The sequence below is a fragment of the Paenibacillus andongensis genome (genome assembly GCF_025369935.1).
GTDB lineage: Bacteria > Bacillota > Bacilli > Paenibacillales > NBRC-103111 > Paenibacillus_E > Paenibacillus_E andongensis.
In genome coordinates this window covers 4,456,260-4,481,626 of sequence record NZ_CP104467.1, presented here as the reverse complement: position 1 = coordinate 4,481,626, position 25,367 = coordinate 4,456,260, and the positions used below count along the sequence as shown (strand labels likewise).

The 25,367-nt window shown below is 42.5% G+C and carries 28 protein-coding genes; 21 read left to right on the top strand and 7 right to left on the bottom strand.

Annotated features, from left to right (window positions below):
• Positions 1–42: 42 nt before the first annotated feature.
• The 6 genes from glgB to cls all read left to right on the top strand — a co-directional run bounded on the left by glgB (position 43) and on the right by cls (position 7,609).
• Entirely contained in the window at positions 43–2,049 is a 2,007-nt protein-coding gene (glgB, locus tag NYR53_RS20355) for a 1,4-alpha-glucan branching protein GlgB (RefSeq protein WP_261301039.1), read from the top strand.
• The gene (locus NYR53_RS20350; RefSeq protein ID WP_261301038.1) at positions 1,992–3,140 is read left to right on the top strand and encodes a glucose-1-phosphate adenylyltransferase; all 1,149 of its coding nucleotides are present in this window, start codon (positions 1,992–1,994) and stop codon (positions 3,138–3,140) included. Before glgB ends, NYR53_RS20350 begins: the two co-directional genes overlap by 58 nt.
• A 6-nt stretch (positions 3,141–3,146) precedes the next feature.
• Positions 3,147–4,256, top strand: a complete 1,110-nt coding sequence (gene glgD / locus NYR53_RS20345) for a glucose-1-phosphate adenylyltransferase subunit GlgD (protein WP_047674386.1) — start codon at positions 3,147–3,149, stop codon at positions 4,254–4,256.
• 22 nt (positions 4,257–4,278) lie between these two features.
• A complete protein-coding gene (gene glgA, locus NYR53_RS20340) occupies positions 4,279–5,718 on the top strand; it encodes a glycogen synthase GlgA (protein ID WP_261301037.1) in 1,440 nt (479 codons plus the stop codon).
• Between the two features lie 124 nt (positions 5,719–5,842).
• Positions 5,843–6,037, top strand: coding sequence for a hypothetical protein (locus tag NYR53_RS20335; RefSeq protein WP_171692658.1), 195 nt, complete (start codon positions 5,843–5,845; stop codon positions 6,035–6,037).
• A gap of 114 nt (positions 6,038–6,151) precedes the next feature.
• Entirely contained in the window at positions 6,152–7,609 is a 1,458-nt protein-coding gene (gene cls, locus NYR53_RS20330) for a cardiolipin synthase (RefSeq protein WP_261301036.1), read from the top strand.
• Positions 7,610–7,688: 79 nt separating this feature from the next.
• Here the strand turns inward: cls and NYR53_RS20325 are convergent, their stop codons facing one another.
• Positions 7,689–8,117 carry a VOC family protein gene (locus NYR53_RS20325; RefSeq protein WP_261301035.1) on the bottom strand — a complete coding sequence of 143 codons (429 nt, stop codon included), beginning with the start codon at positions 8,115–8,117 and terminating at the stop codon, positions 7,689–7,691.
• A gap of 277 nt (positions 8,118–8,394) precedes the next feature.
• Between NYR53_RS20325 and NYR53_RS20320 the strand changes: the two genes are divergently transcribed.
• The 8 genes from NYR53_RS20320 to NYR53_RS20285 all read left to right on the top strand — a co-directional run bounded on the left by NYR53_RS20320 (position 8,395) and on the right by NYR53_RS20285 (position 12,989).
• Positions 8,395–8,892 carry a DinB family protein gene (locus NYR53_RS20320; protein WP_261306450.1) on the top strand — a complete coding sequence of 166 codons (498 nt, stop codon included), beginning with the start codon at positions 8,395–8,397 and terminating at the stop codon, positions 8,890–8,892.
• A gap of 83 nt (positions 8,893–8,975) precedes the next feature.
• Complete coding sequence (locus NYR53_RS20315; RefSeq protein ID WP_261301034.1) at positions 8,976–9,365, top strand: rhodanese-like domain-containing protein; 390 nt, start codon at positions 8,976–8,978, stop codon at positions 9,363–9,365.
• Between the two features lie 114 nt (positions 9,366–9,479).
• Positions 9,480–9,572, top strand: coding sequence for a zinc-binding dehydrogenase (locus NYR53_RS20310; protein ID WP_290429012.1), 93 nt, complete (start codon positions 9,480–9,482; stop codon positions 9,570–9,572).
• Between the two features lie 320 nt (positions 9,573–9,892).
• The gene (locus NYR53_RS20305) at positions 9,893–10,372 is read left to right on the top strand and encodes a DUF6530 family protein (RefSeq protein ID WP_261301033.1); all 480 of its coding nucleotides are present in this window, start codon (positions 9,893–9,895) and stop codon (positions 10,370–10,372) included.
• A gap of 24 nt (positions 10,373–10,396) precedes the next feature.
• Entirely contained in the window at positions 10,397–11,383 is a 987-nt protein-coding gene (locus tag NYR53_RS20300; RefSeq protein ID WP_261301032.1) for an AAA family ATPase, read from the top strand.
• Positions 11,384–11,576: 193 nt separating this feature from the next.
• On the top strand, positions 11,577–12,473 hold the full coding sequence (locus tag NYR53_RS20295) for a vWA domain-containing protein (RefSeq protein ID WP_261301031.1): 897 nt from the start codon (positions 11,577–11,579) through the stop codon (positions 12,471–12,473).
• A 40-nt stretch (positions 12,474–12,513) separates the two neighbouring features.
• On the top strand, positions 12,514–12,870 hold the full coding sequence (locus tag NYR53_RS20290; RefSeq protein ID WP_261301030.1) for a GIY-YIG nuclease family protein: 357 nt from the start codon (positions 12,514–12,516) through the stop codon (positions 12,868–12,870).
• Positions 12,867–12,989, top strand: a complete 123-nt coding sequence (locus tag NYR53_RS20285; protein ID WP_261301029.1) for a hypothetical protein — start codon at positions 12,867–12,869, stop codon at positions 12,987–12,989. Before NYR53_RS20290 ends, NYR53_RS20285 begins: the two co-directional genes overlap by 4 nt.
• On the opposite strand, the gene NYR53_RS20280 is transcribed toward NYR53_RS20285, so the two are convergent.
• A complete protein-coding gene (locus NYR53_RS20280) occupies positions 12,982–13,869 on the bottom strand; it encodes a fructose bisphosphate aldolase (protein WP_261301028.1) in 888 nt (295 codons plus the stop codon). The two genes, NYR53_RS20285 and NYR53_RS20280, sit on opposite strands and share 8 nt — an antisense overlap.
• 277 nt (positions 13,870–14,146) lie before the next feature.
• On the opposite strand from NYR53_RS20280, the gene NYR53_RS20275 reads away from it, so the two are divergent.
• From NYR53_RS20275 to NYR53_RS20265, 3 genes are all read left to right on the top strand, one after another.
• Positions 14,147–14,800 (top strand): TetR/AcrR family transcriptional regulator, encoded by a 654-nt coding sequence (locus NYR53_RS20275; protein ID WP_261301027.1) that lies wholly within the window; start codon positions 14,147–14,149, stop codon positions 14,798–14,800.
• A gap of 20 nt (positions 14,801–14,820) precedes the next feature.
• Positions 14,821–15,186, top strand: coding sequence for a DUF4180 domain-containing protein (locus NYR53_RS20270; protein WP_261301026.1), 366 nt, complete (start codon positions 14,821–14,823; stop codon positions 15,184–15,186).
• A 63-nt stretch (positions 15,187–15,249) separates the two neighbouring features.
• Complete coding sequence (locus tag NYR53_RS20265; RefSeq protein ID WP_261306448.1) at positions 15,250–15,894, top strand: formylglycine-generating enzyme family protein; 645 nt, start codon at positions 15,250–15,252, stop codon at positions 15,892–15,894.
• A gap of 222 nt (positions 15,895–16,116) precedes the next feature.
• Here the strand turns inward: NYR53_RS20265 and NYR53_RS20260 are convergent, their stop codons facing one another.
• Positions 16,117–16,662 carry a helix-turn-helix domain-containing protein gene (locus NYR53_RS20260; RefSeq protein WP_261301025.1) on the bottom strand — a complete coding sequence of 182 codons (546 nt, stop codon included), beginning with the start codon at positions 16,660–16,662 and terminating at the stop codon, positions 16,117–16,119.
• Between the two features lie 190 nt (positions 16,663–16,852).
• Between NYR53_RS20260 and NYR53_RS20255 the strand changes: the two genes are divergently transcribed.
• From NYR53_RS20255 to NYR53_RS20245, 3 genes are read left to right on the top strand one after another with little or no spacing between them, the layout of a single operon-like run.
• A complete protein-coding gene (locus NYR53_RS20255) occupies positions 16,853–17,092 on the top strand; it encodes a PLD nuclease N-terminal domain-containing protein (RefSeq protein ID WP_261301024.1) in 240 nt (79 codons plus the stop codon).
• Positions 17,089–17,994: an ABC transporter ATP-binding protein gene (locus NYR53_RS20250; RefSeq protein ID WP_261301023.1), complete on the top strand. Its 906-nt coding sequence runs from the start codon at positions 17,089–17,091 to the stop codon at positions 17,992–17,994. The genes NYR53_RS20255 and NYR53_RS20250 overlap by 4 nt, the downstream gene beginning before the upstream one ends.
• Entirely contained in the window at positions 17,991–18,779 is a 789-nt protein-coding gene (locus tag NYR53_RS20245; protein ID WP_261301022.1) for an ABC transporter permease, read from the top strand. The genes NYR53_RS20250 and NYR53_RS20245 overlap by 4 nt, the downstream gene beginning before the upstream one ends.
• Here NYR53_RS20245 and NYR53_RS20240 read toward each other — a convergent pair.
• Both NYR53_RS20240 and NYR53_RS20235 read right to left on the bottom strand, forming a co-directional pair.
• Positions 18,766–19,134 (bottom strand): LysR substrate-binding domain-containing protein, encoded by a 369-nt coding sequence (locus tag NYR53_RS20240; RefSeq protein ID WP_367618675.1) that lies wholly within the window; start codon positions 19,132–19,134, stop codon positions 18,766–18,768. The genes NYR53_RS20245 and NYR53_RS20240 overlap by 14 nt on opposite strands.
• Positions 19,135–19,365: 231 nt before the next feature.
• Complete coding sequence (locus NYR53_RS20235; protein WP_261301021.1) at positions 19,366–20,043, bottom strand: AlkZ-related protein; 678 nt, start codon at positions 20,041–20,043, stop codon at positions 19,366–19,368.
• 209 nt (positions 20,044–20,252) lie between these two features.
• Between NYR53_RS20235 and NYR53_RS20230 the strand changes: the two genes are divergently transcribed.
• Positions 20,253–22,331, top strand: a complete 2,079-nt coding sequence (locus NYR53_RS20230; RefSeq protein ID WP_261301020.1) for a thioredoxin domain-containing protein — start codon at positions 20,253–20,255, stop codon at positions 22,329–22,331.
• Between the two features lie 97 nt (positions 22,332–22,428).
• On the opposite strand, the gene NYR53_RS20225 is transcribed toward NYR53_RS20230, so the two are convergent.
• Positions 22,429–22,587, bottom strand: a complete 159-nt coding sequence (locus NYR53_RS20225) for a DUF1540 domain-containing protein (protein WP_084159967.1) — start codon at positions 22,585–22,587, stop codon at positions 22,429–22,431.
• 843 nt (positions 22,588–23,430) lie between these two features.
• The gene (locus NYR53_RS20220) at positions 23,431–25,353 is read right to left on the bottom strand and encodes a glycosyl hydrolase family 18 protein (RefSeq protein WP_261301019.1); all 1,923 of its coding nucleotides are present in this window, start codon (positions 25,351–25,353) and stop codon (positions 23,431–23,433) included.
• Between the last annotated feature and the right edge of the window lie 14 nt (positions 25,354–25,367).

Sequence of the window (25,367 nt, the reverse complement as noted above, 5' to 3'; positions counted from 1 at the left end):
ATCCAGTTTTGACGAAATCAGGTTGATCTAAGGAGGGATAACGTGGGGGCAAATGTTGGAATACCTAGCCCAGAAGATTTGTTTCTGCTTCATGAAGGATCCCTTTACCACAGTTATCGCATCTTAGGGGCGCATGTAAGCAAAACAAAAGGACAAGAGGGAGTTCGTTTTGCGGTATGGGCACCTCATGCCAAACAGATTTGCTTGCTTGGTGATTTCAACAGTTGGCAATCGGGGATTCACCGTATGGAGAAGTTTAGTACTCTTGGCTTATGGATATTATTCGTTCCAGAAGCAAGGGAAGGCGATTATTACAAGTTTGAAATTCATAGCGAGACGGGTCAGATTTTGTTGAAAGCAGACCCGTATGCCTTTTATTCGGAATTACGTCCGGGTACCGCATCGCGTGTCGTTGATCTAGAAGGTTACGAATGGCAGGATCAGGCATGGCAGCAGCAGAAAAAGGAAAGCCCCGCTTACAATAAGCCACTATCCATTTATGAGGTTCATCTAGGTACATGGCGCAAAAAGGAACGACATAGTGAAGACTTATATACCTATGATCAGCTTGCTGAAGAGCTAGTCGATTATGCAGTTGAGATGGGGTATACACACATTGAATTAATGCCGCTTGCAGAACATCCGTATGACCGTTCATGGGGTTATCAAGCAACAGGTTATTTCTCCGTAACGAGCCGCCATGGTGCTCCAAAGGAGTTCATGCATTTCGTTGACCGGTGTCATCAGAAGGGTATTGGGGTCATTATGGATTGGGTCCCTGGCCATTTCTGTAAGGACAGTCATGGACTTAGGCAATTTGATGGCAAGCCTTTGTATGAATACGAAAACCCGCGTAAAGCTGAGAAGTTGGAGTGGGGTACACTTACTTTCGATTTTGGTCGACCCGAAGTACAAGCCTTTTTAATTTCAAATGCTGTATTTTGGATGGACATGTACCATATTGATGGGATAAGAGTGGATGCTGTAGCTTCCATGCTGCACTTGAATTTTGGCAGATGGAGCGAGGAACCGATCAAGAATCAATGGGGTGGGGATGATAATCCCGAAGCGATCGCATTCCTGCGCAAGCTGAATCAGGTCGTCTTCTCTTTCTACCCTGATGCATTGATGATGGCCGAGGATTCTACCGATTGGCCGCTCGTTACTGCGCCTGTCCATGATGGAGGTCTCGGATTTAATTATAAGTGGAACATGGGTTGGATGAACGATATGCTGCGATATATGAAATTAGATCCTATTAATCGCAAGTATCATCACAAGCTGATCACGTTCTCATTCATGTATGCTTTTAGTGAGAATTATGTACTTCCGCTTTCGCACGATGAAGTTGTGCATGGCAAACGTTCGCTCCTTCACAAGATGCCAGGCGATTATTGGCAGAAATTTGCTAATCTACGCGTTCTATATGGGTATATGACGGGTCACCCTGGTAAAAAGCTGCTGTTTATGGGCAGTGAGTTCGGTCAATTCGACGAATGGAAAGATCTTGAAGAACTCGATTGGTTTTTACTTGAAGGCTACGAAAAACATAGTCAAATGCATCACTATGTCAAGGCACTAAATCAATTTTATTTGGACCAGCCGGCGTTGTGGCAGTTGGATCATCATCCGGATGGGTTCCAGTGGATCAACCCTCATGATGAGAGCCAGAGCGTTGTGACTTTTATGCGTAAAGGGAAATTGCCTGAGGATGACTTGATTCTCGTATGTAATTTCACCCCTGTCGTACACCCGGATTACCGGATTGGCGTTCCACGCCATGGTGTGTACGAAGTCGTATTTAACAGCGATGCACCCGAGTTTGGAGGTTCTGGTCAAGGTAACACAGAGCCAATATCCAGTGAAAAGCGGTCATGGCACGGGCTGCCTAATAGTTTAGCGTTGTGTATTCCGCCGCTTGCGGCTGTTTATATAAAATGTGTGAGTGAATTCCAAACTGTGATTGACGAAGTTGAAGGGGGAAATCAGATATGCGCAGTAAAGAATGTGTTGCCATGCTCCTTGCTGGAGGAGAAGGACGAAGATTAGGCGTTCTGACGAACAATTTAGCCAAGCCGGCCGTTCATTTTGGCGGGAAGTATCGTATCATTGATTTTACCCTCAGCAATTGTACGAATTCAGGGATTGACACCGTTGGTGTTCTAACCCAGTATCAACCTCTCGTACTCAATACGTACATTGGGATTGGAAGCTCGTGGGATCTTGACCGCAAATATGGTGGTGTGACGGTTTTGCCGCCGTTCATGGAGCAAAAGGGCGGGGATTGGTATAAAGGAACAGCGAATGCCATTTATCGCAATATCGGCTTTATTGAGCAATATGATCCCGAATATGTTTTGGTCATCTCGGGTGATCACATCTATAAAATGGACTACGATTTGATGTTGTCTTACCACAAAGAGAAGAAAGCCGACGCAACGATTGCTGTCATTGAAGTGAAGTGGGAGGAAACGAACCGATTCGGCATCATGAGTGTCAATGACAAACAAGAAATAACTGAATTTGCAGAAAAACCGAAAGAAGCGAATAGTAATTTGGCTTCGATGGGTATTTATATTTTTAATTGGAGCGTACTGAAATCTTATCTTACCCAGGATGAAGAAAATCCTAACTCCAGCAAAGATTTTGGGAAAGATATTATTCCAATGATGTTGAAAGATGAGGCGAGAATGTTCGCTTATCCATTTGAGGGTTACTGGAAAGATGTCGGTACGATCGACAGTCTGTGGGAAGCGAACATGGACCTGCTGGACGATAATAATGAGCTTAATTTAAATGATAAGGATTGGCGGGTATACTCCCAGAATCCTTACCAGCCAGCACAGTATGTGGCGCCAACTGCGAATATAAAACGTTCTCTCGTTAATGAAGGCTGCGCGATATTCGGGGATGTCGATCATTCCGTTCTGTTCTTCGGAGTACAGGTTGGCGAAGGAAGCCAGATTCGCGACTCCGTCATTATGCCTAATGCCAAAATTGGTAATAACGTAACGATTAACAAAGCCATTATTGGCGAAAACACGGTCGTTGAAGACGGTGCTGTGGTAGATGGCAAAGGAGAAATTGTGCTTATTGGTGGTAATGAACGGATATCAGCGAATGCCAATCAGAAGGGATGATGTCGTGTGAAACATGTAATGGGTGTCATTAATTTAGTGAATGAACCGGATGATTTGGAAGAACTGACCTACTTTCGTTGCCCAGCATCTGTGCCGTTCGGCGGCCGTTATCGATTAATTGATTTTACATTGTCCAATATGGTGAATTCCGGCATTGATAATGTTGCTGTATTCACTCAACATAAATATCGTTCGCTCATGGATCATTTGGGTTCTGGGAAGGAATGGGACTTAGACCGGAAGCGGGGCGGCTTGTTCGTGCTCCCGTCTGTGCTCAATGAACCAACAGGCATTTCACGTGGTGATTTATACCAGTTCTATAGCCATAGGGATTATTTCTATCGCGGTAAAGAAGAGCTTGTCATAATTTCACGAAGCCATATGGTATGCAATCTCGATCTGCGTGACGCTGTGCGTTACCATGAGGATACACAAGCAGACATTACGGTTATCTATAAGCAAACAGATGAGGATATTCAAGGGAAATTCCGTCGTCTAGCAGTCAAGGATAGCGGACAAGTGACTCTTATGGAGGATCACACAGGCAGATTGCGCACTAACAACATTTCAATGGAAATGTACATCATGAGCAAAGCGCTCCTGCTGGATATGGTTGAATCTTGCTTAGCGCAAGGTTACGATCATTTGGTGCGCGATGGCATTATGAAAAACATTGATAAGCTGAGTGTGTATGGCTACAAATTTGAAGGCCATGTAGGGATTGTGAATTCGATCCAAGGCTATTACAAGCACAGTATGCAGCTGCTTAATCCGGCGATCTGGAGAGAGTTATTCTTCCAGAAAAACCTGATTTACACGAAGGTTAAGGATGAACCGCCAGCGAAGTACTTGGATACCGCAGCAGCTAAAAACGCACTCATCGCTAACGGCTGTGTCATCGAAGGTAAAGTGGAGAATAGTATCCTGTTCCGTGGTGTCAAAATCAGAAAAGGTGCTTACGTGAAGAACAGTATCATCCTCCAAAACTGTGAGATTGAAGAGAATGTTATTATTGAGAACGCAATCCTGGATAAGGATGTCTTCATTAGTCGCGGACGTGTCTTAACGGGAGATAACAAAGCACCATTCATTGCTGCGAAAACGAAAGTGATCTAGATCAAATAAAAGGAGTAGGAAGATGAAAGTTTTATTTGCTGCATCTGAGGCTGTACCTTTTATTAAAACAGGCGGTCTAGCTGACGTAATTGGCTCGTTACCAAAGGAGCTTACTCGTCAAGGACTGGATGTGCGGGTTATTTTACCTAAATATGGCGATATCCCTGCTGTATATCGGAAAGCAATGACGAAGGTAATCACATTTGATGTGTACATCGGTTGGAGAAAGCAATACATCGGGATAGAGATGCTTCAGCATGATGGAGTTACTTTTTATTTCGTGGATAATGAATTTTATTACAAGCGTCCAGGCATTTATGGGTATGGCGACGAGGCGGAGCGTTTTGGGTTCTTCTGCAGAGGGGTTATTGAGGCGCTCCCGTTACTTGACTTCCAGCCGGATGTGATTCATTGCCATGATTGGCAGACGGGTATGATTCCTGTCCTGCTAAAGGCGCATTATCAACATCTCCCTTTCTATAGCGAGATGAAGACGATGTCTACCGTTCATAATTTGAAATACCAAGGTGTGTTTGATCAATCCCTACTAAAAGATTTGTTCGGTTTATCAGACGATCATTTCACCGGAACAGCGCTTGAATTGCATGGTGGAGCAAGCTTCCTCAAAGGCGGGCTCCTCTATTCGGATCGGATAACAACGGTAAGTCAGACCTATGCGGAGGAAATTCAAACTCCTTTTTATGGTGAATGTTTGGACAGCCTGCTGCGCCATCGCAAAGATCAATTAACGGGCATCGTCAATGGTATTGATTATGATGTGTTCGATCCCATGACCGATTCGCATCTAGTGGTGAATTATCGAGATTCCTTACCGAAGAAGCAGCAGAATAAGCTAGCTCTACAGGAGCGCTTGGGTCTGCCTGTGAACGCTGATGTACCAATGATTGCGTTGGTCACTCGTTTGGTACAGCAAAAAGGGCTTGATCTCATCCAGCATGTCATTTCAGAGATTCTCGCTTTAGACATTCAACTCGTCGTTCTCGGTACTGGCGATTATAGTTATGAGCAAATGTTCCGATATGCGGCTCAGATGCATCCAGATAAAGTATCTGCTCAAATCTATTTCGATGAATCATTAGCCCATCAAATCTATGCCGCATCTGACTTATTCTTGATGCCGTCACAGTTCGAGCCTTGTGGGATTGGACAGTTGATCGCACTACGTTATCGATCTGTACCTGTTGTCAGAGAAACTGGCGGATTGAAAGATACCGTGCAGCCTTACAATGAATTCACGGGTGAAGGAACCGGGTTCACATTCAGCAATTATAACGCGCATGACATGCTGCATATCATTCGACGTGCTGTATTTTTCTACAAGAATGATAGAGAGGCATGGCTGAAAATTCAGCAAAATATGAAAAAAGGCGATTTCAGCTGGAAAAAGTCAGCGCAGCAGTATATCGCACTTTATAAAGTAATGGTTAATCCCAACGCTTAAAAGGAGACTGGAGGCAACTTGCTTCCAGTCTCTTCTTCTATCTAGTTCCTCTTCATTTTTTCCTTGATCGTGTCGATAAAGACATTACCGGGTGAAATTTTTTTAGGAGAGGCAGTTGTTCATAATGAGCCGGACTGAGGTATGTTTAACGGATGCAGATATGTATCATTGCATGTTGTTTCAAACACCTGTAGAGGTGTGGTTTGATGGTGAATTGGAAGACGCAGGTTCATTGATTGAAGCTTATTCGGATGATGTCATTAAAGTAGGCGGCGTTTATTATTTAAGAAAACTGTGCCTAATTAAGAAAATAGCATAAATGGCAGCTTGTAAATGACCTCTTATTCACGATGTGAATAGGGGGTCTTTTCCTAATTTGTCGAAATTCAGGTATAATAGTGAAGAGTGGATATAAATGGTTTGGAGTGGTGTTATGGACTGGCTATCACATGTACTAACTGTCGTCTTTGTGATCAATATTTTACTTGCCATAACGGTTGTGTTCTTAGAACGTCGAAACGTGGCGGCAACCTGGTCATGGCTTATGGTGCTCTTATTCATTCCGATCCTCGGATTCCTACTCTACGTGATGCTTGGACAAAATTTAAGCCGCAGAAAACTGTATAAATGGAATCGCCGCATGCTAGAAAGAGTGCAAACCGTCATTTCAGAGCAGCGAGAACAGCTAATCGACGGGACGCTGCCCTATATTGATCCGATGGTAAGTCAGTACCGAGATTTGATTTATTTGAATGTCGCAACGAATGATGCGTTCCTCACGCAGGATAATGGTGTACATATTTTCACAGACGGTGTTGCTAAATTCAATGATTTACTGACGAAAATTGAAGCTGCGGAGTCCCATATACATATGCAGTATTATATCGTTAAGAATGATTCGTTGGGTCACAAGATCATGGAAGCTCTCACGAGGAAAGCGGAGCAGGGGGTCCACGTTAAATTCTTATATGACGATATTGGCTCAAGGTCGTTGAAGGATTCCTTTTTTCGAGATTTCCTTAAGGCTGGCGGGCAAAAAGCGGCATTTTTCCCATCACGAATTCCATTTCTGAACTATCGGGTAAATTATCGCAATCATCGTAAATTGGTTATTATTGATGGTCAGATTGGGTACATAGGCGGATTCAATGTCGGTAATGAATATCTGGGTTTAGATCCGCGATTTGGGTACTGGCGGGATACACACCTTCGTTTGACCGGAAGCGTCGTTCGCGCTTTGCAGTCGAGATTTATTCTGGACTGGAACTTAGCATCCGTGCATCAAATGGAAGTTGCGCCTGAGTATTTTCCCGAAACTATGGTGGAAGCCAATAGCCTGGAACACGTGCCAATGCAGATTGTGGCAAGTGGACCTAATGAAGCATGGCCGCATTTCGTGTTTACATTCCTTAAAATGATTCACATGGCCAAGTGCAGAATCCTCCTGCAGACTCCTTATTTTATCCCTGAAGAGAGTATGTTGAATGCGCTGCGCATTGCCGCTCTATCGGGCATTGACGTTAGAATCATGATCCCTGAGAAAGCAGACCATATGTTTGTACATTGGGCTTCCTTGTATTATGTAGGTGAATTGCTGCGAGCTGGAGTGAAATGCTACTTATATGATCAAGGCTTCCTTCATGCGAAAACGATCATCGTCGATGGGCAGGTTGCCTCTGTAGGGACGGCCAACTTCGATATTCGCAGCCTTCGGCTGAATTTCGAGACTAACGCCTTGATGTATCATGCGGAGACGGCGAAGAAGCTGGAAAACACGTTCTGGAAGGATATGGACGGCTGTATGGAGCTGACATTGGAGGAATATGATAAGCGGTCCTTACGGATTCGGTTTCTGGAGTCCGTATCGAAATTGGTTTCTCCGATATTGTAAATGAATGTAAAAAAGGATATCCAATTTTTTCTTGAGAAAGAAAGATTGAATATCCTTTTTGTATAGTGAAAAAATTTAATTAATAAACCGTTTCACCATTGTCGTAGTTAAACTGCCATTGAATGCCGAATTTATCTTCTAGGTTGCCATAGCATTTGCTCCAGAAAGTTTCTTGAAGCTCCATGCCTACTTTGCCGCCTTCTTTCAACTTATGAAAAGCTGACTTCACTTCATCGATATCTTTGCTCACTAAGGAAAGGCTAATGTTGTTACCGGCAATGTAAGGCATGCCCGGGAAAACATCGGAGAACATAACTGTACTTCCAGAAATGCTTAAGCGTGCATGCATAACTAAATGTTTGGCTTCCTCAGGAAGAGGATAGGATGGGTCGGGTGGTGTATCTCCAAAGGTCATGATTTGTGGCTTGTCTAGTCCAAATACTTCTGCGTAAAACTCAATAACTTCACGAGTGTTTCCGTTAAAATTAAGATATACATCAATAGCCATTACATTCACTCCTCAGGTTTGATTGTCTATCATTTCCATATTGTATCATTTAACCATTCTAAAACCAATATACCATCGGATGAACAAATATAAAAATTATATGAATGTCGGTGATACTTACACGTTCCTGCGGAAAATGAACCGACTTGACATGCTTCATATATTTGGGATATTATGATTTTACGAAATTATATTTTGAGCAATTTAATTTAGGGTTAATAAATTAGGAATATACATCAAAAATGACAGAAGGAGACTGGAGATGACAGCGATGTCTATGAATGAATCCAATAAAGCATTTGGTGAAGCACTTGTGAAATCATTAGTAGGAGAACGAGGGCATATTCCGATAACCAGAGCACTGCGCGATATTACTGCTGAACTTGCAGGTACTAGCACCGCGGGTGCGCCATACACCATATATCAGTTGTTGAAGCATATGAGCTACTGGCAGGTATTTTTGTTGGCTTACCTTGAGGGTGGCAAGCCCGAATTGCCTTCGCATGTTATGGACAGTTGGCCTAGCGCAGCAAGTCCTGAGAGTGAAGAGGAATGGGAGACGATCGTTCAAAATTTTCTACAAGGGATTGAGAGAGCTTGTGAGATTGCTCGAACATCACAACTAGATGAAACTCTTGAAAAGTTTCCGACGGAGACGAAAGCAGGGATTTTGCGCAACATTGCCTCTCACAATTCCTATCACTTGGGAGAAATCGTTTTGCTCCGCCGAATGAATGGAGCTTGGCCGCCACCTGGCGGAGGTTACCCCGCATAATATGTAGAAGTCGGATTAAAGATGAGACTTTAGTAAGTAACAGCTAATTTATATAAACCATTAAACAAGGAGTGCAAACCAAAATGGCAAAAACCTTTAAAGACATGGTAACTGAAGCTCGCGAGAATGTGCCTGGAATTTCCTCTAAGGAAGCAAGAGAAAAAATGAATGCTAATCCTGAGACTTTGGTCATTGATGTCCAGGATGCCGCGGATGCAGGAGCATGCGGACTTATTCCAAGCAGTGTAAACATTTCCTTAGGTATGCTGCCAATTCGAGCGGATTTAGGCGTGCCTGAGCGGCTGCGTGACGAGCGGCTTTCCGATAGGAACCGCCCCATCTTGGTTACATGCGGAGCAGGCGGACAAGCTTCCTTAGGAGCCTACTTGCTGAAACAAATGGGCTTTCAAGACGTGGCTTATATCGATGGTGGTACTGCCGCTTGGAAAGATGCGGGTTTTGATGTTGAATAACTGATGATAGATAATGATAGGGGCTGACCTTAAGTAGATACAATCTACTTGGGGTCAGCCCTGTTCTCTTTAAATTAGACTTGTTATCAAAAAAAAGCGGGACAGTAACCGGTCATTGACCGTGTGTTCCCATTCGAACGTGCAGTCGATGCGCTGCATTACTTAGCGAAGGGATCGCATTTTGGAAAGATTTGCATCAAGTTCTAACTCGATCATTTGAGTAAAAGATAATTAGGATACTTGTATGTTTTTTGAGATTGGGGCAATAGAAGCGTGCCCCTGTTAAGCATCGTTAGCTAACAGGCTTGGCCCTCGTATTCAAGGACGGCGTAAGCCGTTTTTCTTTTCATTTTAACGATATAAGTTGCTAGTTGCTGATCGAAAATACATTTCGTATGAGCGAGTTATGGTTAAATAACCGGATTGACAGATGATGAAATGCAGGGTAATATTAATTTAAATTTTAGTAATTTAGTAAATTACTGAATTAGTAAATTAGTGAATCGAATGATGGAGCGTGTAAACAAATGAAAATACCAACTACTTTAAAACATAAGCCAGTTATTGTTTCAGAAAACTATGAGCAGGTTGACGGCCGGTACGCCCGAAATACGGATGCAAAAGGTCTGTCCCTAGGATTGGCCCAATGGAATGATAGGGGAAAGGTCGATATCTCAGCAAAAGTATGGAGATACACAGGGGAAAAATGGTCAAGGCAGTCGGAAGAGTTGCCTATGCACCGTGTTCTTGACCTTGCCATTTTGATTTGCAGAAGCAACTTATATTTTCAGGACGCGTATCGTTTCCCGAAAATGTATGACCCTGATAACACGATGATTGACCGCATTGGGCTGCAAGGGGATGCGATGAGTGTGTCCGTGTGTGCAGAAAATCCCATGATCGATAATGATATTAAGCTGTTTGCTCAAGCTCTTAGTGATGATGGCGAAATGATTGGCGAACGCCTTCGTGTCTTATCCAGTCTTCTGAAAGAGATGGGGTATTAACCAATTTAGGAAAGGTGAAAAGGTATGAACAATCAGGATGAATATAAATTGTCGCCAACAAGGCAACTGACGGAGATAGAAGAAGGACTTATTTGGAAAAAGCCGTTATCTCATAAGGTAAGTGAAGAAGAATTGCGTATTTGTAAAGAAATAAAGCGCAACTGGCATCGCGGGGAGATGAAAATCGCCAATATTTTGTTAGAAGGTGACGCCGGTTCCGGTAAAACACAACTTGCCAAAGCATTGTCGGCGGAATTCGGGCTGCCTTATACGAAAGTGACTTGTTTCGCTGATATGGATAAATCAGACGTTATTGGCGCTATTTTGCCGGTCATTTCATCTGAGCGTTTAGAAAAGATGGAGCCTGCGGAGCAAAATACCGAGGACGAAGAGATTGAGTATCGTTTTTACCCCTCCGAAATCGTCAGAGCCTATCAAAAAGGATATCTTCTAGAAATTCAAGAACCCACTGTTATCCGGGATGCCGCAGTATTAATGGCACTTAACTCTGCCTTAGAGCTGGATGGCAGCATTAATCTTCCCACTGAAATCATACGCAGACACCCGGATTTCATAGCGGTCATCACAACAAACCGCAGTTATGCAGGGACAAGACCGCTAAATGAAGCACTGCGTGACAGAGTTCAGCATACAGAGAAGATGGATCTCCCAACCAAAGAAATCATGATTGAACGGGCAATGTCCAAAACCGGTTTTACCGATGAAAAGGTGTTGGATGTTTTGGCAGAGATCATTATGATCTTGGACAAAACAGCCCGTGCCAATGCAATAAAAGGAGTGGCGGGCATGCGTTCATTTTTCTATTGGGCGGATGCGGTTGCCGGAGGTGCTTCACCAAAAGAATCCCTTTATCATAAAGTCATCTACAAGATAACAACCGATTCCGAAGAAATTAAACTATTGGAAGAAGCACTGAAAAGCCATGGTTTATTAGCGGGATTAGATCAAGTTGAGATTGAATTAAAAAAAAAAGAATTTTTGATGAAGTAGAGATAAGAACGTGGGGAAATATCGACGATACTGATTTTGAGCACGATAACAAAGATGAAGAACAGGGGATTGCAATAAAAAAATCTGCGGATAGTGATGAAAGTACTACCGACGTTTCTGATGATTCTACCGATATGGAAAGTTCAGATAGGGGAGTGGTACTCCCAAATATCATCAGGCAAACCCTGAATCAATGTCAGACGAAGCGAAACAAAAAGATCGAGATTTCCGTAAAAAACTGAATCGCGACGCAAGGGAGGTTGTGTCCGATTCTATTCATAAAAGGGTTAAACTTATTGTTCACCGTCCGGATTATACGTTTGAAAACCAACAGGAATATGTCAGTCTAAGTATGGAACTCATGCCTGTCGTACGGGAAATTGCCAGAAAGACACTTCCTCTTTTAGAACATGAGACATCTTCTGAATTTGCGAGGAATCAATATTATGGCAGTAAATTTCAAGCGGATAGCGTTGCTTATCGGGATTTTAGATATTTTGCCAAGAAACGTCCTCCTACAGATTCCCCTTCCTTAGTGGTCGGTCTAAGGGTTGATGAGTCAGCATCCATGTCAGCGTTTGGGAGATTAGAAGCTGCAAAGCGTGCCGTGATTGCCGTCTATGAGTTTTGTCAAATTTGTCATATTCCCATTTTGATTTACGGGGATACTGCGGATGCTTCCAAGTTGGAGCAAATGTCGATTTATGCTTATACCGATTTTGATCATACAGATACCAATGATCGATTCAGACTTATGGGGATTCGTGCTAGAAGTAATAATCGTGATGGGATGTCTCTTAGAATTATGGCAGACCGAATAGCCGGTTCACCTGGGCAAACAAAATTATTGATCAGCCTAAGTGATGGGCAACCCAAAGCCATGGATGATTATACCGGAAATTATGCAATCAAAGACATGCAGCAAACCATAGCCGAGTATGAACGGAAAGGAATTACATTTCTTGCAGCGGCAATAGGCCAGGACAAGGATGTGATTAATGAAATCTATGGGAATGAGAAATTTTTGGATATAACGAATCTATCAGAGCTGCCTGCAAAGTTGGTTCGGATTATCGCTCGGTATTTGTAATTGTTATAGCAATTTATAGGACCAGAAAGGAGAGAAAAGCATGGACAAGAACAAACGCAAGGAGCTTCAGGAGGAATACAAGCAGATTAAGACCTACATGGGTGCAATACAGATAACGAACAAGGTCAATGGCAAAATTTACGTAGATAGCTATCCTAACCTGAAAAACAAATGGATGACCTTACAGATGCAACTGGACGCGGGAAGATTCGCAAATGCCCAATTACAAAAGGACTGGAAAGAACTGGGGAGCGAAACTTTCACCTATGAGGTGCTTGAGGAGAAGGAAGCTGACGGAGTTATTGATGTGCGCTGGGAGGTTAAGCAAATGGAAAAGCGGTGGCTGGAGAAATTGCAGCCTTACGAGGATAGAGGATATAATAGAGCGCGATCATGATAGAATGGGTGAATGGACTTCGTCAGCAAACAAGCAACGACTCCGAGCTTTTAAAAAGATCGGAGTCGTTTATTATTCGTTGGATTCGCTTGATTGACCAAGTGAACTCCCTTAAGTGATGGAGGCTTCATAAATGTCACGAATGGTTTTGGACAGCATCGTGTTGAATTCATCGTCTGTTTGCTCGGCGGTAAGTCCCTGTGATAAGGCTCGTGAGAAACTGGCGATCAATCCATGATTATGAGCCAGTTTTTCGTTTGCTTCCGCTTGCGTGTAGCCGCCTGATAAAGCGACTACCCGAACTACATGCGGATCCTCCATTAAATCGCTGTAGAAATTGTTTTCCGTCGGTATGGAGAGTTTTAACATGACTTTTACGTCTTTGCCAAGTTTGGATAATTGATCGAAAATCTCAACTTTTAATAGTTTCTCAGATGCTCCCTTATCAGCGCTGTGGATATCAACTTCCGGTTCGATAATCGGAACCAGCCCCATCTGAGCGATTTGGTTACCGATGGCAAACTGTTGCTCAACGACTTGTTTGATTCCGGCAGGATTGGCTTCCTTAATAAGCGAGCGCATTTTCGTTCCGAAGATGTTTCGCTCAACCGCTCGCTTCAGAAGGTCGTCTAAACCTGAAAAGGGCTTCATGAGCTGAACCCCATTTTCAAGATCGGCGAGCCCTTTATCGACTTTTAGAAACGGCACAACGCCTTTCTTCTCCCAAAGATAATCGGCTGTAAATTGCCCGTCAATGGAACGATCCATTGTGTTCTCAAATAAAATCGCACCTAAAATGTACTGGGAATCAAACGCGGAACTCTTAATAATACGCGTTCTCATCTCATGCACTAATGCATACATCTCTTCTTCATTGGAATAGCTGTTTTCCTTAATGCCATACTGAAGCAAAGCCTTTGGAGTACTTCCGCCGCTTTGGTCCAAGGCTGCTATAAAGCCTTTTCCTGTATGGATACGATTCAATTGCACTGAATTCATGGTTGTTTCTCCTTCCATTTCGTGGACTGACTTGCATCGTAAATCTTATTAATTATAGCACTTTTACTTGCAGGGATACATGCTAGGTTGTCCTCGCCGAGTAAGTATTGTCAGCAAGTTCAATCAAGATTCATACCTAGGCTCAATATGCGAAAGTCACCTTCGGGTGGCTTTTTATATTCTAAAACTTGGTTTGACATAAGTGGGATTTATGTATATATTTTATTTATTCCGACTGTACGGTATAAAAAAACTTGAGTAAACATGGAGGATAACAATGCCTAAAGTAGGAATGGAGCCAAAGCGTCGAGCAGATGTCATTAACGCTACACTAATGTGTATGAGCAAACACGGGATTGATGGCATGACGCTGGATAAGGTCGCTGAGTATGCGGACTGTTCAAAGGGCGTTGTCACTTATTATTTTAAGAATAAAGATAGCTTGATCATTGAAGCTTTCAAGTCTTTCTTAGCCTATTATGGTTTGAAAATCCAGTCAGAAATTCAGAAAACAATGGCAGCAGAGGAAATGATCGATGTCACGCTTAAGCACATCCTGCCGCCATATAGCGATGATAAGCAAAAGACTCTCAATGTTTCGGAACTTGATGGGATTGAGAGAATGTTTATCCCACATGAAGATCAAGCCAAGCTGTTTCTTCAGTTCTTTTCCAAAGCCGTATTGGATCACAATTTACAAGATGTAGTATCCAAGAGCTATATGAAAGATCTTCACGGCATTGCGAGGATCTATGAGTACGGCAATATGTCAGGGCAAATGAAGGTGGACGATTCTAGTAGTGCCGCTTACGGCCTTTTGGCGATGGTGGTTGGACTAAGCTTCTTTAGAGTAGCGAATATTCCTACATTGAATAATGAAGATAATCGGTATATCTGTGAGGATTATGTCAGAAGATTAATTAAAGGTTGAAAGACGGATGGAGGACGAATATGAAGATAATTACAATCAAAAAGAACGATGTAGAAATTGCCGTCGTTGAAAGCAACGAAATATTGATAACGGATGTTCAGTCGGCTTTAGATCTAATGGCAACTGTACGATATGAAGCAGATTGTGACCGTATAATTTTAAATAGCTCGGCATTAAGTGAGGACTTTTTCGAATTAAAAACACGGCTTGCAGGAGAAATATTACAAAAATATATGAATTATCGAGTGAAAGTTGCAATCGTTGGTGATTTTTCTATCTATTCAAGTGAAAGCTTGAAGGATTTCATCTATGAGTGTAACAAAGGGAAGGATATCTTTTTCTTGTCAAACGAAGAACAAGCTATGGATAAATTGAGCAGCAGTTAACACGAGCTAACCTAGGAGGAAGATGGAGTGTCACATGGATTGCAGCGTCTTGTTGATTATCCGATGGTAAAAGTTCCTGGTGGAGAAATAGATCTAAGGGACGATCGAACAACATCGAAATGGAAGGTTGACATACTACCGTTTCTTCTTGCCCAGTATCCAGTCACTAAGCAACTTTATGATGCCATTTCACAAAAATCAGTTATTTCATATGACGGAGATCAACATCCGGTTGTGAATATATCATGGAATGATGCGATTTCTTTTTGTAATCTACTTTCTCAGAATGTTGGTTTGAAGGAATGTTATTCAATAAGTAATGATGGTGAAACTATCATCTGTGATTGGGAATCAGACGGCTATCGCCTCCCTTCCGAGGCGGAATGGCAGTACGCATGTAAAGCAGGAACTGCAGGATATAGATACGGAGAGCTTGATAAGATTGCCTGGTATCATGAAAATTCAGCTGGCACTACTCATGAAGTAGGAGGAAAGGAACCGAATGCATGGGGGCTGCATGATATGTTAGGGAATGTTTGGGAGTGGTGCTGGGATTTATATGATCAGAACGTATACGGCTCTTACCGAATTTTCCGCGGTGGCAGCTGGGCTGAAGAGGCCAGAGGTTGTGGGGCTACGTGTCGTCGTCGCAGTCACCCGACATTTGCCATCGATGACCTTGGATTTCGACTTGCAAGATCTATGTAAGCAGAAGGCTAATCTCAAAGCATGATGTATCCCTAATTTATGAGGGGGGCATCATGCTTTTTTGAATAAGGAAGTATAAGTTCTCGGATCCCGAGAACCGCTTTCTTATTGGTGATAAAACCTAATATAGGGATCTTTGGTCGTAGACCAAAGTCTCTCCTCGTTAAACGCGGTCGCACATCCTTGAATGGCCGAGGGTAGAGGTTTTCTCACTTTTATGTTTTAGGATTCTGGAATAATGGTAAAGGCAATCGTTCGAATGGGTGCATCCAGATCATTAATGTTGTTAGTCGTGTTGTAGTATTTTATCATTAGCTCGTTTAATTCATTTTGAAACTTGATAAAATTTGCATCATCAAGCTTTAATTCTACAAGTGAAAAAGTAGAACCATCATCAGAGCTTTCTTGTTCTTCTAATTTGTCAAGATAATTTTGATATTGCGTCATAAGCGATAATTGGTAATGCGAAACATAATTCAGCTTGTCCTTCATAGAAGATTTTTTCCACTCAGCTGCACTAAGTCGGGCTTCTTCTTCATTTAAAGTGTAGTATTTTTCGGAAATGGATCTCACTTTTTTTTCTTTCAAAATGCGGATAATTCCAGCATCTAACAAAACTTGAATATGTCTATATAGCGTTGCCTGAGGCACATCTTTTATGATTTTTACCATTTCGAGTGAAGTAAGTCCATTTTCTTTGTTTCTCATCAAAGCTTGAGAAATCTTCATCCTTACGGGGTGCAGGATAATTTCAGCTTTATTAACCATTTTTTTCTCCCCAATCATAAAAGATCTCGTTATTATCTATAATGATAATATTATCAGTGTAAATAACAATAAGAATTAAAACAATATTCTTTAAAGAAGAAAATAATTGTAACATTTTACATTCATATGTTATCATTATCGATAATGATAACATAATTTAAAAACAATGACTTTAGGGGAGATGGTTGATTTGCAAATGCATTACGGGTGGAACGAATTAAAAGAGTTTGATTTCATGTCTTTGTTGCCGGTAATTTTACCGGTCTTAGCTGTAGGATTGATTTTGATCCTAATCGCATTAATGGATTTATACAAGAACAGAAAAACGAGGAAAAATGTTTTGCTATGGAGCCTCCTTATTATTTTTCTAAATATGTTTGGTCCAATTCTATACTTTGTTATTGGCAGAAAGGACCGTGAAAGAACATGAAATTAGAAGTTAAAAATGTTACTAAAACATATAAAGCAAAAACAGCTGTAAAAGACTTTTCAATGCTTCTGCAATCTGGAGAATGCGTGGGATTAATAGGGCCGAATGGGGCTGGTAAATCGACACTCATCCAAGTTATTTCAGATATTATTCATCCTACAATGGGAGAAGTATTGCTTAACGGGAAGAAAATTTCGCAAATGAAAAAGGAAATTGGCTACTTGCCACAGTACCCTAACTTTTATCATTGGATGACTGCACAAGAAACTCTTGCTTTCATGGGGGAACTATCAGGATTAAGCAAAGAAGAATTGACGAAGGCGATCCCAGAGATATTATCAAAAGTAGGGTTAAGCGGAGAAGAGAATTCAAAAGTAGGAACATTTTCAGGTGGAATGAAACAGAGACTTGGCATTGCACAGGCGTTGTTACACAAACCATCATTGATTGTCATGGATGAGCCGGTATCGGCATTAGACCCAATTGGTCGAAGAGAAGTACTGAATCTAATCGGAGAAATCAAGAGAGATACGACAATATTATTGTCGACGCATATATTAAGTGATGCAGAAGAAATATGTGAAAGGTTCATAATAATCAAAAATGGGCAAAAAATTGAAGATACAACCATCTCCAACTTGTTAAACCGTAATAGCGAAAATAAAATGCTTATTGAGGTTACTTCTATCGATCAAGAATGGATGGAAGTTTTGAAAAATTTGAACTATGTAAAGAATGTAGAAGCAGTAGGAAATAAAATAAAAATAGAAGTTGAACACATAGGCTTGAACAAGGATTTGTTACTAAGAAGTGCCTTGGAACATCAGGTTGACCTCGTAAAGTTTGAAATCAATAACGATACATTAGAAGAGATATTCATGAAAATGGTGGTAGAAAAATGAATAATTATAATGTGCTAATGAAAAAAGAGTTTGTGCAAATGATACGTGAATTTAAAATTATTTGGCTGCCGTTAGTATTTATATTTTTAGGAATAACTCAACCCGTTGTTAGTCATTATTTACCCTCCATATTAAAAGCACTCGGTGGAGCACAAGGTATCACAATTGATCCTAGTATGGCTGCTCAACAAGGTGGGGAAGTACTCGCGAGTACTTTAGCTGCTCAATTTGATCAGTTAGGGGTTATCATAATTGCAATTTCAATGATGGGGGTCTTACAGACAGATAAAGTCAACGGGATGTTGGCTTTTATTCTTACAAGACCGGTCACTGTAGTATCGTACATAGGTGGGAAAATCATTGCCAATTACCTATTTGTTGTTTGTTCTGTAGCATTAGGTTACTTGGTTTCGTATGTGTACGTTAATTTGTTGTTTACAAATGTTAACTTTGTGGACGCGATAATCGCTTTGTTGTTTTATTTGTTATGGGTTCTGTTTATGGTGTCCTTCACTACGATGATCAGTACTATTTTTAATAGCCAAGGTATTATTGCATTAATTTCAATTGTATTCTTGCTGGGCTGTAGAATTGTACTTGGTTTGAGTTCAATTACGGATTCTTTGAATCCCGCAAGTATGAGTAAACATGCCATGGAAGTGTTAGTTACAGGAGCAGTCAACCCCAATGTAATATGGGATGTTTTAGTGGTACTTATATGGATTGCACTAACAATTAGTGTAACGATCTTTTGGATTTCTAGTAAAAGATTTAATAATGAATAGTTGTGCTAGTGAAACTCGTGCCTGTCGGTAGGAGTTTTTCTTTAACATATTGGCTGCGATTTTTGTGAGAGAGAGGAGTATTTGTGCAACGCTCTACAAATTTCATTATAGTAGGATTGATGTGGTCAATGGTACGATAGGCTAACCAAACTTCATTCGTTATGGGATTAGTTGGAACCCATAATTCCTTCAAAGCGCCATCGAACAATTCAACCTTGATCATATCATCAGTCATGACACTTACGCCTTTTCCTTGAACTAACATGGATTTAATAATACGGATATCAGGTATAATTACACGTGGAAGCAATGGTGGACATTCTCCGAATGTTTCGATCCAGAATTTTCTATGAATGGAAGATCGGAACTATAGCTAATCTAGTCCAATTGTTCCAATGCCTCTTTTATTGAAGCTAAATCATCGAGTCCCTCTGGGAGCCTAGTATTCGCTGGCCCTACAAGTCGTATCGTTTCCTTCAACAAACGGACATTCGGAAGTACAAGTCAGATACACATACAATGAATTGATATGATTAATAGGAGCTGCATTCAGCAGTTCCTATATGTTTAATTAGGGACTAAGGAATCAAAGTTGAAAACATTTATTGAGAAACCCCATTGCCTCAACACTGCATTTCCCTGTTAAGCAGTTCTTCAGTTCCTTCTTGGCAAGCTCCACATGAATATCAGTTTGAAGTATGCTGACGTTCTCCATCCAATGGTCAGTTGACTCGAATGAGGAACTCTTCCACGCGCTATTCACATCTAAAATAATTCTACTTTCTTTGGCACCTGAAATAACAATATCCATAGTTTCTTGTAATTCCAAAAGAGACCGTTCGAATGGCTTCTTCATTTCTTTGCCATGCATTCTGGCTTTTAATCTTAAGGACCTAGTTTCGATTCCTTCTTCCTCTCTGATTTGTTGATAAAGCACTAAAGTATCCTTCGAAATCAGACCTTGCTGATAGCGAACTTCAATAGATAGGTTGCTTCCTAGAATGGCTTTAACCCATGGGAACAATTCGCGTGAAATGAGAACCGGTTTTTTCTTAATGAATTTACCATAAGCCGCTGCGCCATCACGGGGAAGACGGGTTCGCCAAAGCCAAGGGTCAGCATCAGTACCTGTTAACCATTGCTCTCCCAAAGTGTTATCATAAAGTGAAGGATGATTTGGAATAAGTGGTGCCAGTGGTAAAATGCCCACTTCATTAATTAGCAGAACAGCATCTTCATATGTGGAAATCTTTCCTTGGAACATTCGTTTTTCCTCCTAATAGTTGCTTCTTATAGAGTAAAACGACTTTAACAATAATACAAATTATAAAAACGGTAGGAAGATATAAGGTTTTTTATGACACCAAATAAATTGTACGAAATTAGCGTTATTGTAGGGTTTTTCTTTTTATAATAGGGTATGCTAAGCTCTTTGTATTGACAAATATATCCTAAAAAACAAGGAGGTGTTTCATGACAACGAATATCAAACCTAATAGATTAATCACTGAGAAATCGCCATACTTACTGCAACATGCTCACAATCCTGTGGAATGGTTTCCTTGGGGTGAAGAAGCATTTGACAAAGCGAAACGAGAAAATAAGCCTATTTTCTTATCTGTTGGGTATAGCACTTGTCATTGGTGCCATGTCATGGCACATGAATCATTCGAAGATCAAACGGTCGCGGACATGCTGAACAAAGATTTTATTTCGATAAAAGTGGACCGCGAAGAGCGTCCCGATGTTGATCATATTTACATGGCTGTTTGTCTGGCGATGACAGGGCAAGGAGGTTGGCCGCTTACGGTGTTTTTGACACCTGAGAAGAAGCCTTTCTTCGCAGGGACGTATTTCCCGCGCAGTCGGAAGTACAACCGTGCAGGGATGGTTGAGATTGTTGCGCAGATTGCGGGTAAATGGCAAGAAGATGCTGACCGCTTTCGCGAGGTTGGTGATCAAGTTATTCAAGAGACATCCAGTCGTTTATTAGAGCATCGCACAGGTGGCGAATTAACGGAAGAAACGCTTCATGAAGCTTTCCTGTTATTTGACAAGATGTTTGACTCTGAACATGGCGGATTTGGCAGCTCTCCGAAGTTCCCGACATCACACAATCTATCTTTCCTCCTGAGATATTATCAAAAAACGGGCAAAGAACGTGCGCGTGAGATTGTGGAAAAAACGCTTGATGCTATGTATCGTGGTGGCATGTATGACCACATTGGGTTCGGATTTTCTCGTTATTCGGTGGATGAAAAATGGTTAGTGCCGCATTTTGAAAAGATGCTATACGATAATGCTCTACTAATTATGACTTATATTGAAGCCTATCAAGTGACTGGAAAAGAGAAGTATGCTGTGGTAGCTGAGCAAATTATTACTTACGTTCTTCGCGATATGACGGACGAGGGAGGAGCTTTCTATTCCGCAGAGGATGCGGATTCAGAAGGGGAGGAAGGCAAGTTCTACGTCTGGACGCCGGATGAAGTGGAGAACGTATTAGGCATAGAGGAAGGCGATCTATATTCCGAGCTGTACGATATTACGGAGTCGGGCAATTTTGAGGGGCATAATATCCCGAATTTAATTGGAACGACGATGGAATCTTTTGCGAAGCGTAAGCAAATCCCACTGGATGAGCTGAAGCAGCGGATTGAGGTTTCCCGCGTCAAACTGTTCGCGCATCGCGAACGTCGCATCCATCCGGGCAAGGATGATAAGATTCTGACCGCGTGGAACGGTCTGATGATCACTGCGCTGTCCAAGGCGGCACGCGCCATGGATAAGCCTGCTTACGCGGAGGCAGCCGCGAAAGCCGCGGACTTTCTCCTGCGCGAGCTGCGCCGCGAAGATGGGCGGTTGCTTGCCCGCTATCGCGATGGTGAAGCGGCTTTCCTCGGCTACGTGGACGACTATGCGTTCCTCGTGTGGGGCCTCATCGAGCTGTACGAAACCACGTTCGAGCTGCGTTATCTCCGTGAGGCTGTCCAGCTGAACGCAGAGATGCTTCGCCTCTTCGGAGACGAAGAGAAGGGCGGGCTCTTCTTCTACGGCAGCGATGCCGAGCAGCTGCTCACCCGCCCCAAAGAGATCTACGACGGCGCGATGCCGTCGGGGAACGGAGCAGCCGCGCTGAATATGCAGCGGCTTGCTAAGTTGACCTACGACGCGAAGCTGTCGCAGGCAGCAGATGTGCAGCTCCAGGCGTTCGCCGGAGCTGTCGCGTCTTACCCGCCGGGCCACGCGCTCACGCTGGCCGCGCTCGACTTCGCTTATGGCGAAGCCAGCGAAATCGTCATCGCCGGCGACCCGGCGAAGCAAGAGACACAGCACATGCTGCGCACGGTGCAGCGGCAGTACCTGCCGAATGCGCTGCTGATTCTTCATCCGCCGGGAGCGGCGGGCGAAGAAGTGCGCAAGCTCATTCCGCTTGTGCAAGACAAGCTGCCGCTTGGAGGGCAGGCAACGGCCTACGTGTGCCAGAACTTTACCTGCCAAGCGCCAACGCAGGATCTAGAGGAGCTCGAAAATCTCTCCTCGAAACACTGATAATAATTATCATTATTGGTTACAATGAGAATAAGGGCATGGGAAAAAGAAAAGAGGCCCCCGACAGGGCCTCTTTTTACGCTCTAACTCTAACGCTCTAAATCTTAGACTCAAAAGTCTTACAATCTGTTTCCTCAGAATTACGAGCTTGGTTGCTGCCGCGGTGACTCACGACGTAAATCGAGCTCGCATTGCATTTGTTTTCGGTAGCCCAATATTTGCAGGAATTCACTTCGCAAAGAACATCTTTAGCCATGCCTCTTTCACCTCCTCAATGATAATAAGGGAGCTTTGTTCGAGAACAAAGTTCCTCCTTATTAGGGTGGGCGAAAGAGGCCTATTTTTATACATAGGCTGGAAGGGTTTGTTATTCACCTCAGCTGTGTTAATCCACATATACATGAAGTAGCTACCAAACTTCAAGGGGTTGAACCTATGGCTAAGGATGAGCTGCAACAATGTGTTCGGTGTAAATATGTAGCTGATAAAGAAGATAACTACTGCATTCGGTGTGGAGCGCCGCTTAAGAATAAGTGCACCAAAGAGAAAACTTTATTACACAAAGGGTGCTATAAAGTTAACAAGCCGGATGCCAAATTTTGTTCGGGCTGCGGTACTGAAACCATTTTTAGCGAATGGGGACTTATTTGATATGCACAAAAAAACCTGAGGCTCTGCCTCAGGTCCTTGATGTAACCCATTCTTTTGTGCATGGGGAGGGATGGATATGGGTTTGCATATGCATCCCCTAGGGCTTCGCTAACGTACAAGGAGAACGATTATTCACTCAAAGTCCACAATAACTGCGAAAGTGCAGGTGTTTTTGCTAAAATCGTTTGAAAAGAGGAAATGCCTGCTATTACGCAGGAATTTTAGCTTTTCCGTCCTAAAAATAAAGAAAGACCGTAAAAGCCTGCACGATCGCAGGAATTTACGAATAAGAGCTATTCAAAGAAAAAAGCATGTATAATTGCAGGCTTACCACAACTGTAGTCACTTCTTCTTGTTAAAGTTCGCTCTAACCAAAAACTCATTAAAAAAAGACCACAGCAGTTCAAACTGATGTGGTCAAATTTTATATGTTCTAATATGTATCCATTCATTTATTCTGCAAAATCAATTTCCATAAGTCCGATTGATCATAACCAAGCCGCCAAGCTGCGACACCAGCGATGTCGTACTTTTTCGCCATGTCCAGACGAGCTTTCACTGTGGCCTCATCTTCCAACCAGAACACATAAGTGAAGCCATCCTCTTGGTACTCGATCCGATATTGTTCATAGGTTGTGTCCCAAGTTTGTTTGGTTGATTTGGAAGCCAATAAGGCTGGGATGTCTTTCATCAGCAAGGTTCGATTACTTTGCAACGCTCCGGCTGCGTCAAGCTTCCATTCACGCACATAGTAGGGGATACCTAGAATGATTTTGTCCCGCGGAATGCCATAGGAAAGGAATTCCTGAATACCGCCATCCGTCCAAGGAAGTCCGGCTACGGACCCTGCAGAAGTACTGCCGCGCCAGAATTGATCATAGGCCATGATGACAACGTAATCAACCAGACTTCCCAGCTTCTCATGATCAAATGCAGAAAGATGGTTCCATTTGACACTTCCACGCGGCAGGTCAATGGATACTACTAAGCTGTTCAAGTGAGCATAAGAAGTTAATTTGGCAATGAAGGCAGTAAAAGCATTCCGATCCGTACCAGCCAGGCTTTCGAAATCCACATTGATCCCCGGAACACCAAGCTGCACAGAGCGGTCTACCAAATCTTTCACGAATTTGTCTTGGGCAGCGCTATCCGCAAGAAATTGCGTCGTCAAAGTAGCGTTGAATTGGTTGCTGACTAGCGGATACACGGTGTATCCATTCTTTTGGAGCCATTTGACGGTATCGGCATTGGATTGATCCTTCAAATTACCAGCTGCATCCGCAAGCTCGAAATAGCTCGGAGAATCAACGTCAAGTCCGACTGTATTATTTACATGCGCTTTAATCGCATCACCACCGGCCATGCCGTTCCAGCCCCATACTTGCAGCTTTTTGAAGTTATCCCAAAGAAAGCGATGATCGAGCGTTTGGACAGAAGAATTACTATACTGCACACTGTAACTTAATGCTTCGGGAATCGTCTTGAATTCGCCAATGAGTGCAGTATTTTGAAACACTTGATAGGAGGCGTAGTTGTTCCAAATTTTGTGGCCATCCATGAAGATAGAGCTGTGTCCCCAAAGGCGTGCGTAATCTGCTGCTTCATTCAAGGAAGCAAAGTCCTGCAGAAACGTGTCATTCTGAAATACTTTATAAACTTTAAGATTGCTATATACCGTTTTTTGCGATTTTTTATTGACGACAGTTGAATTTCCCCATTTGAGAGCTTCATTAATAGCGTCTTCTAAGGATGCAAATTCCCAATTGTTTGCTGAAAATGTACCTTGATACACCTTGTAAATAAGCTCGCCAGTGCGAAGTGCATTTTTATCCTCGCTAGAAATATTGTCCCAAATCCACTTATTACTATTTAAATCAATAATATGGGCGCCGCCCCATTTCTTCGCTTCGGCAACGGCTTCGTTCAGCGTTTGAAACTTCCATGAATCCTGTGTGATCTCATTTTGGTACACTTGGAAATTAGGGTAGTTGTTCCACACCCAACCTGTAGATTGCAGGTCTCGTACACTTGCGTAGCTCCATTTCTTTGCTTCAGCGATGGCTGCGTCGAGTGAGGTAAATTGCCACTCAGGCAGTGATGCATCCAACTGAAAAACTTGATAGCGGGGGAAATTGTTCCACAGCCATTTGCGAGTGCTTATTTCTTCGACATGGCTATTCGAAAAGCCCTTTGCAAATGCTTCTGCTTGCCCATAAGCTGCAAATTCCATGAGTACATGATTGTATTGATAGACGCGGTATTTCGTTGTTTTGTCCGGATTTGATTGAACCGTACCTGCTGCCTGAACAGCATTTGGTACGCTCATTGATAATATCAGGGTGCCTGTGAGCATCCATTTTCCAATTTTCATCCATCACGCCTCTT

Coding starts and splice junctions, on each gene's coding strand:
- NYR53_RS20350 (WP_261301038.1), top strand. CDS start 1,992: ATGCGCAGTAAAGAATGTGTTGCCATGCTCCTTGCTGGAGGAGAAGGA.
- glgA (WP_261301037.1), top strand. CDS start 4,279: ATGAAAGTTTTATTTGCTGCATCTGAGGCTGTACCTTTTATTAAAACA.
- NYR53_RS20335 (WP_171692658.1), top strand. CDS start 5,843: ATGAGCCGGACTGAGGTATGTTTAACGGATGCAGATATGTATCATTGC.
- cls (WP_261301036.1), top strand. CDS start 6,152: ATGGACTGGCTATCACATGTACTAACTGTCGTCTTTGTGATCAATATT.
- NYR53_RS20325 (WP_261301035.1), bottom strand. CDS start 8,117: ATGGCTATTGATGTATATCTTAATTTTAACGGAAACACTCGTGAAGTT.
- NYR53_RS20320 (WP_261306450.1), top strand. CDS start 8,395: ATGAATGAATCCAATAAAGCATTTGGTGAAGCACTTGTGAAATCATTA.
- NYR53_RS20315 (WP_261301034.1), top strand. CDS start 8,976: ATGGCAAAAACCTTTAAAGACATGGTAACTGAAGCTCGCGAGAATGTG.
- NYR53_RS20305 (WP_261301033.1), top strand. CDS start 9,893: ATGAAAATACCAACTACTTTAAAACATAAGCCAGTTATTGTTTCAGAA.
- NYR53_RS20300 (WP_261301032.1), top strand. CDS start 10,397: ATGAACAATCAGGATGAATATAAATTGTCGCCAACAAGGCAACTGACG.
- NYR53_RS20295 (WP_261301031.1), top strand. CDS start 11,577: ATGTCAGACGAAGCGAAACAAAAAGATCGAGATTTCCGTAAAAAACTG.
- NYR53_RS20290 (WP_261301030.1), top strand. CDS start 12,514: ATGGACAAGAACAAACGCAAGGAGCTTCAGGAGGAATACAAGCAGATT.
- NYR53_RS20285 (WP_261301029.1), top strand. CDS start 12,867: ATGATAGAATGGGTGAATGGACTTCGTCAGCAAACAAGCAACGACTCC.
- NYR53_RS20280 (WP_261301028.1), bottom strand. CDS start 13,869: ATGAATTCAGTGCAATTGAATCGTATCCATACAGGAAAAGGCTTTATA.
- NYR53_RS20275 (WP_261301027.1), top strand. CDS start 14,147: ATGCCTAAAGTAGGAATGGAGCCAAAGCGTCGAGCAGATGTCATTAAC.
- NYR53_RS20270 (WP_261301026.1), top strand. CDS start 14,821: ATGAAGATAATTACAATCAAAAAGAACGATGTAGAAATTGCCGTCGTT.
- NYR53_RS20265 (WP_261306448.1), top strand. CDS start 15,250: ATGGTAAAAGTTCCTGGTGGAGAAATAGATCTAAGGGACGATCGAACA.
- NYR53_RS20260 (WP_261301025.1), bottom strand. CDS start 16,662: ATGGTTAATAAAGCTGAAATTATCCTGCACCCCGTAAGGATGAAGATT.
- NYR53_RS20250 (WP_261301023.1), top strand. CDS start 17,089: ATGAAATTAGAAGTTAAAAATGTTACTAAAACATATAAAGCAAAAACA.
- NYR53_RS20245 (WP_261301022.1), top strand. CDS start 17,991: ATGAATAATTATAATGTGCTAATGAAAAAAGAGTTTGTGCAAATGATA.
- NYR53_RS20235 (WP_261301021.1), bottom strand. CDS start 20,043: ATGTTCCAAGGAAAGATTTCCACATATGAAGATGCTGTTCTGCTAATT.
- NYR53_RS20230 (WP_261301020.1), top strand. CDS start 20,253: ATGACAACGAATATCAAACCTAATAGATTAATCACTGAGAAATCGCCA.
- NYR53_RS20225 (WP_084159967.1), bottom strand. CDS start 22,587: ATGGCTAAAGATGTTCTTTGCGAAGTGAATTCCTGCAAATATTGGGCT.
- NYR53_RS20220 (WP_261301019.1), bottom strand. CDS start 25,353: ATGAAAATTGGAAAATGGATGCTCACAGGCACCCTGATATTATCAATG.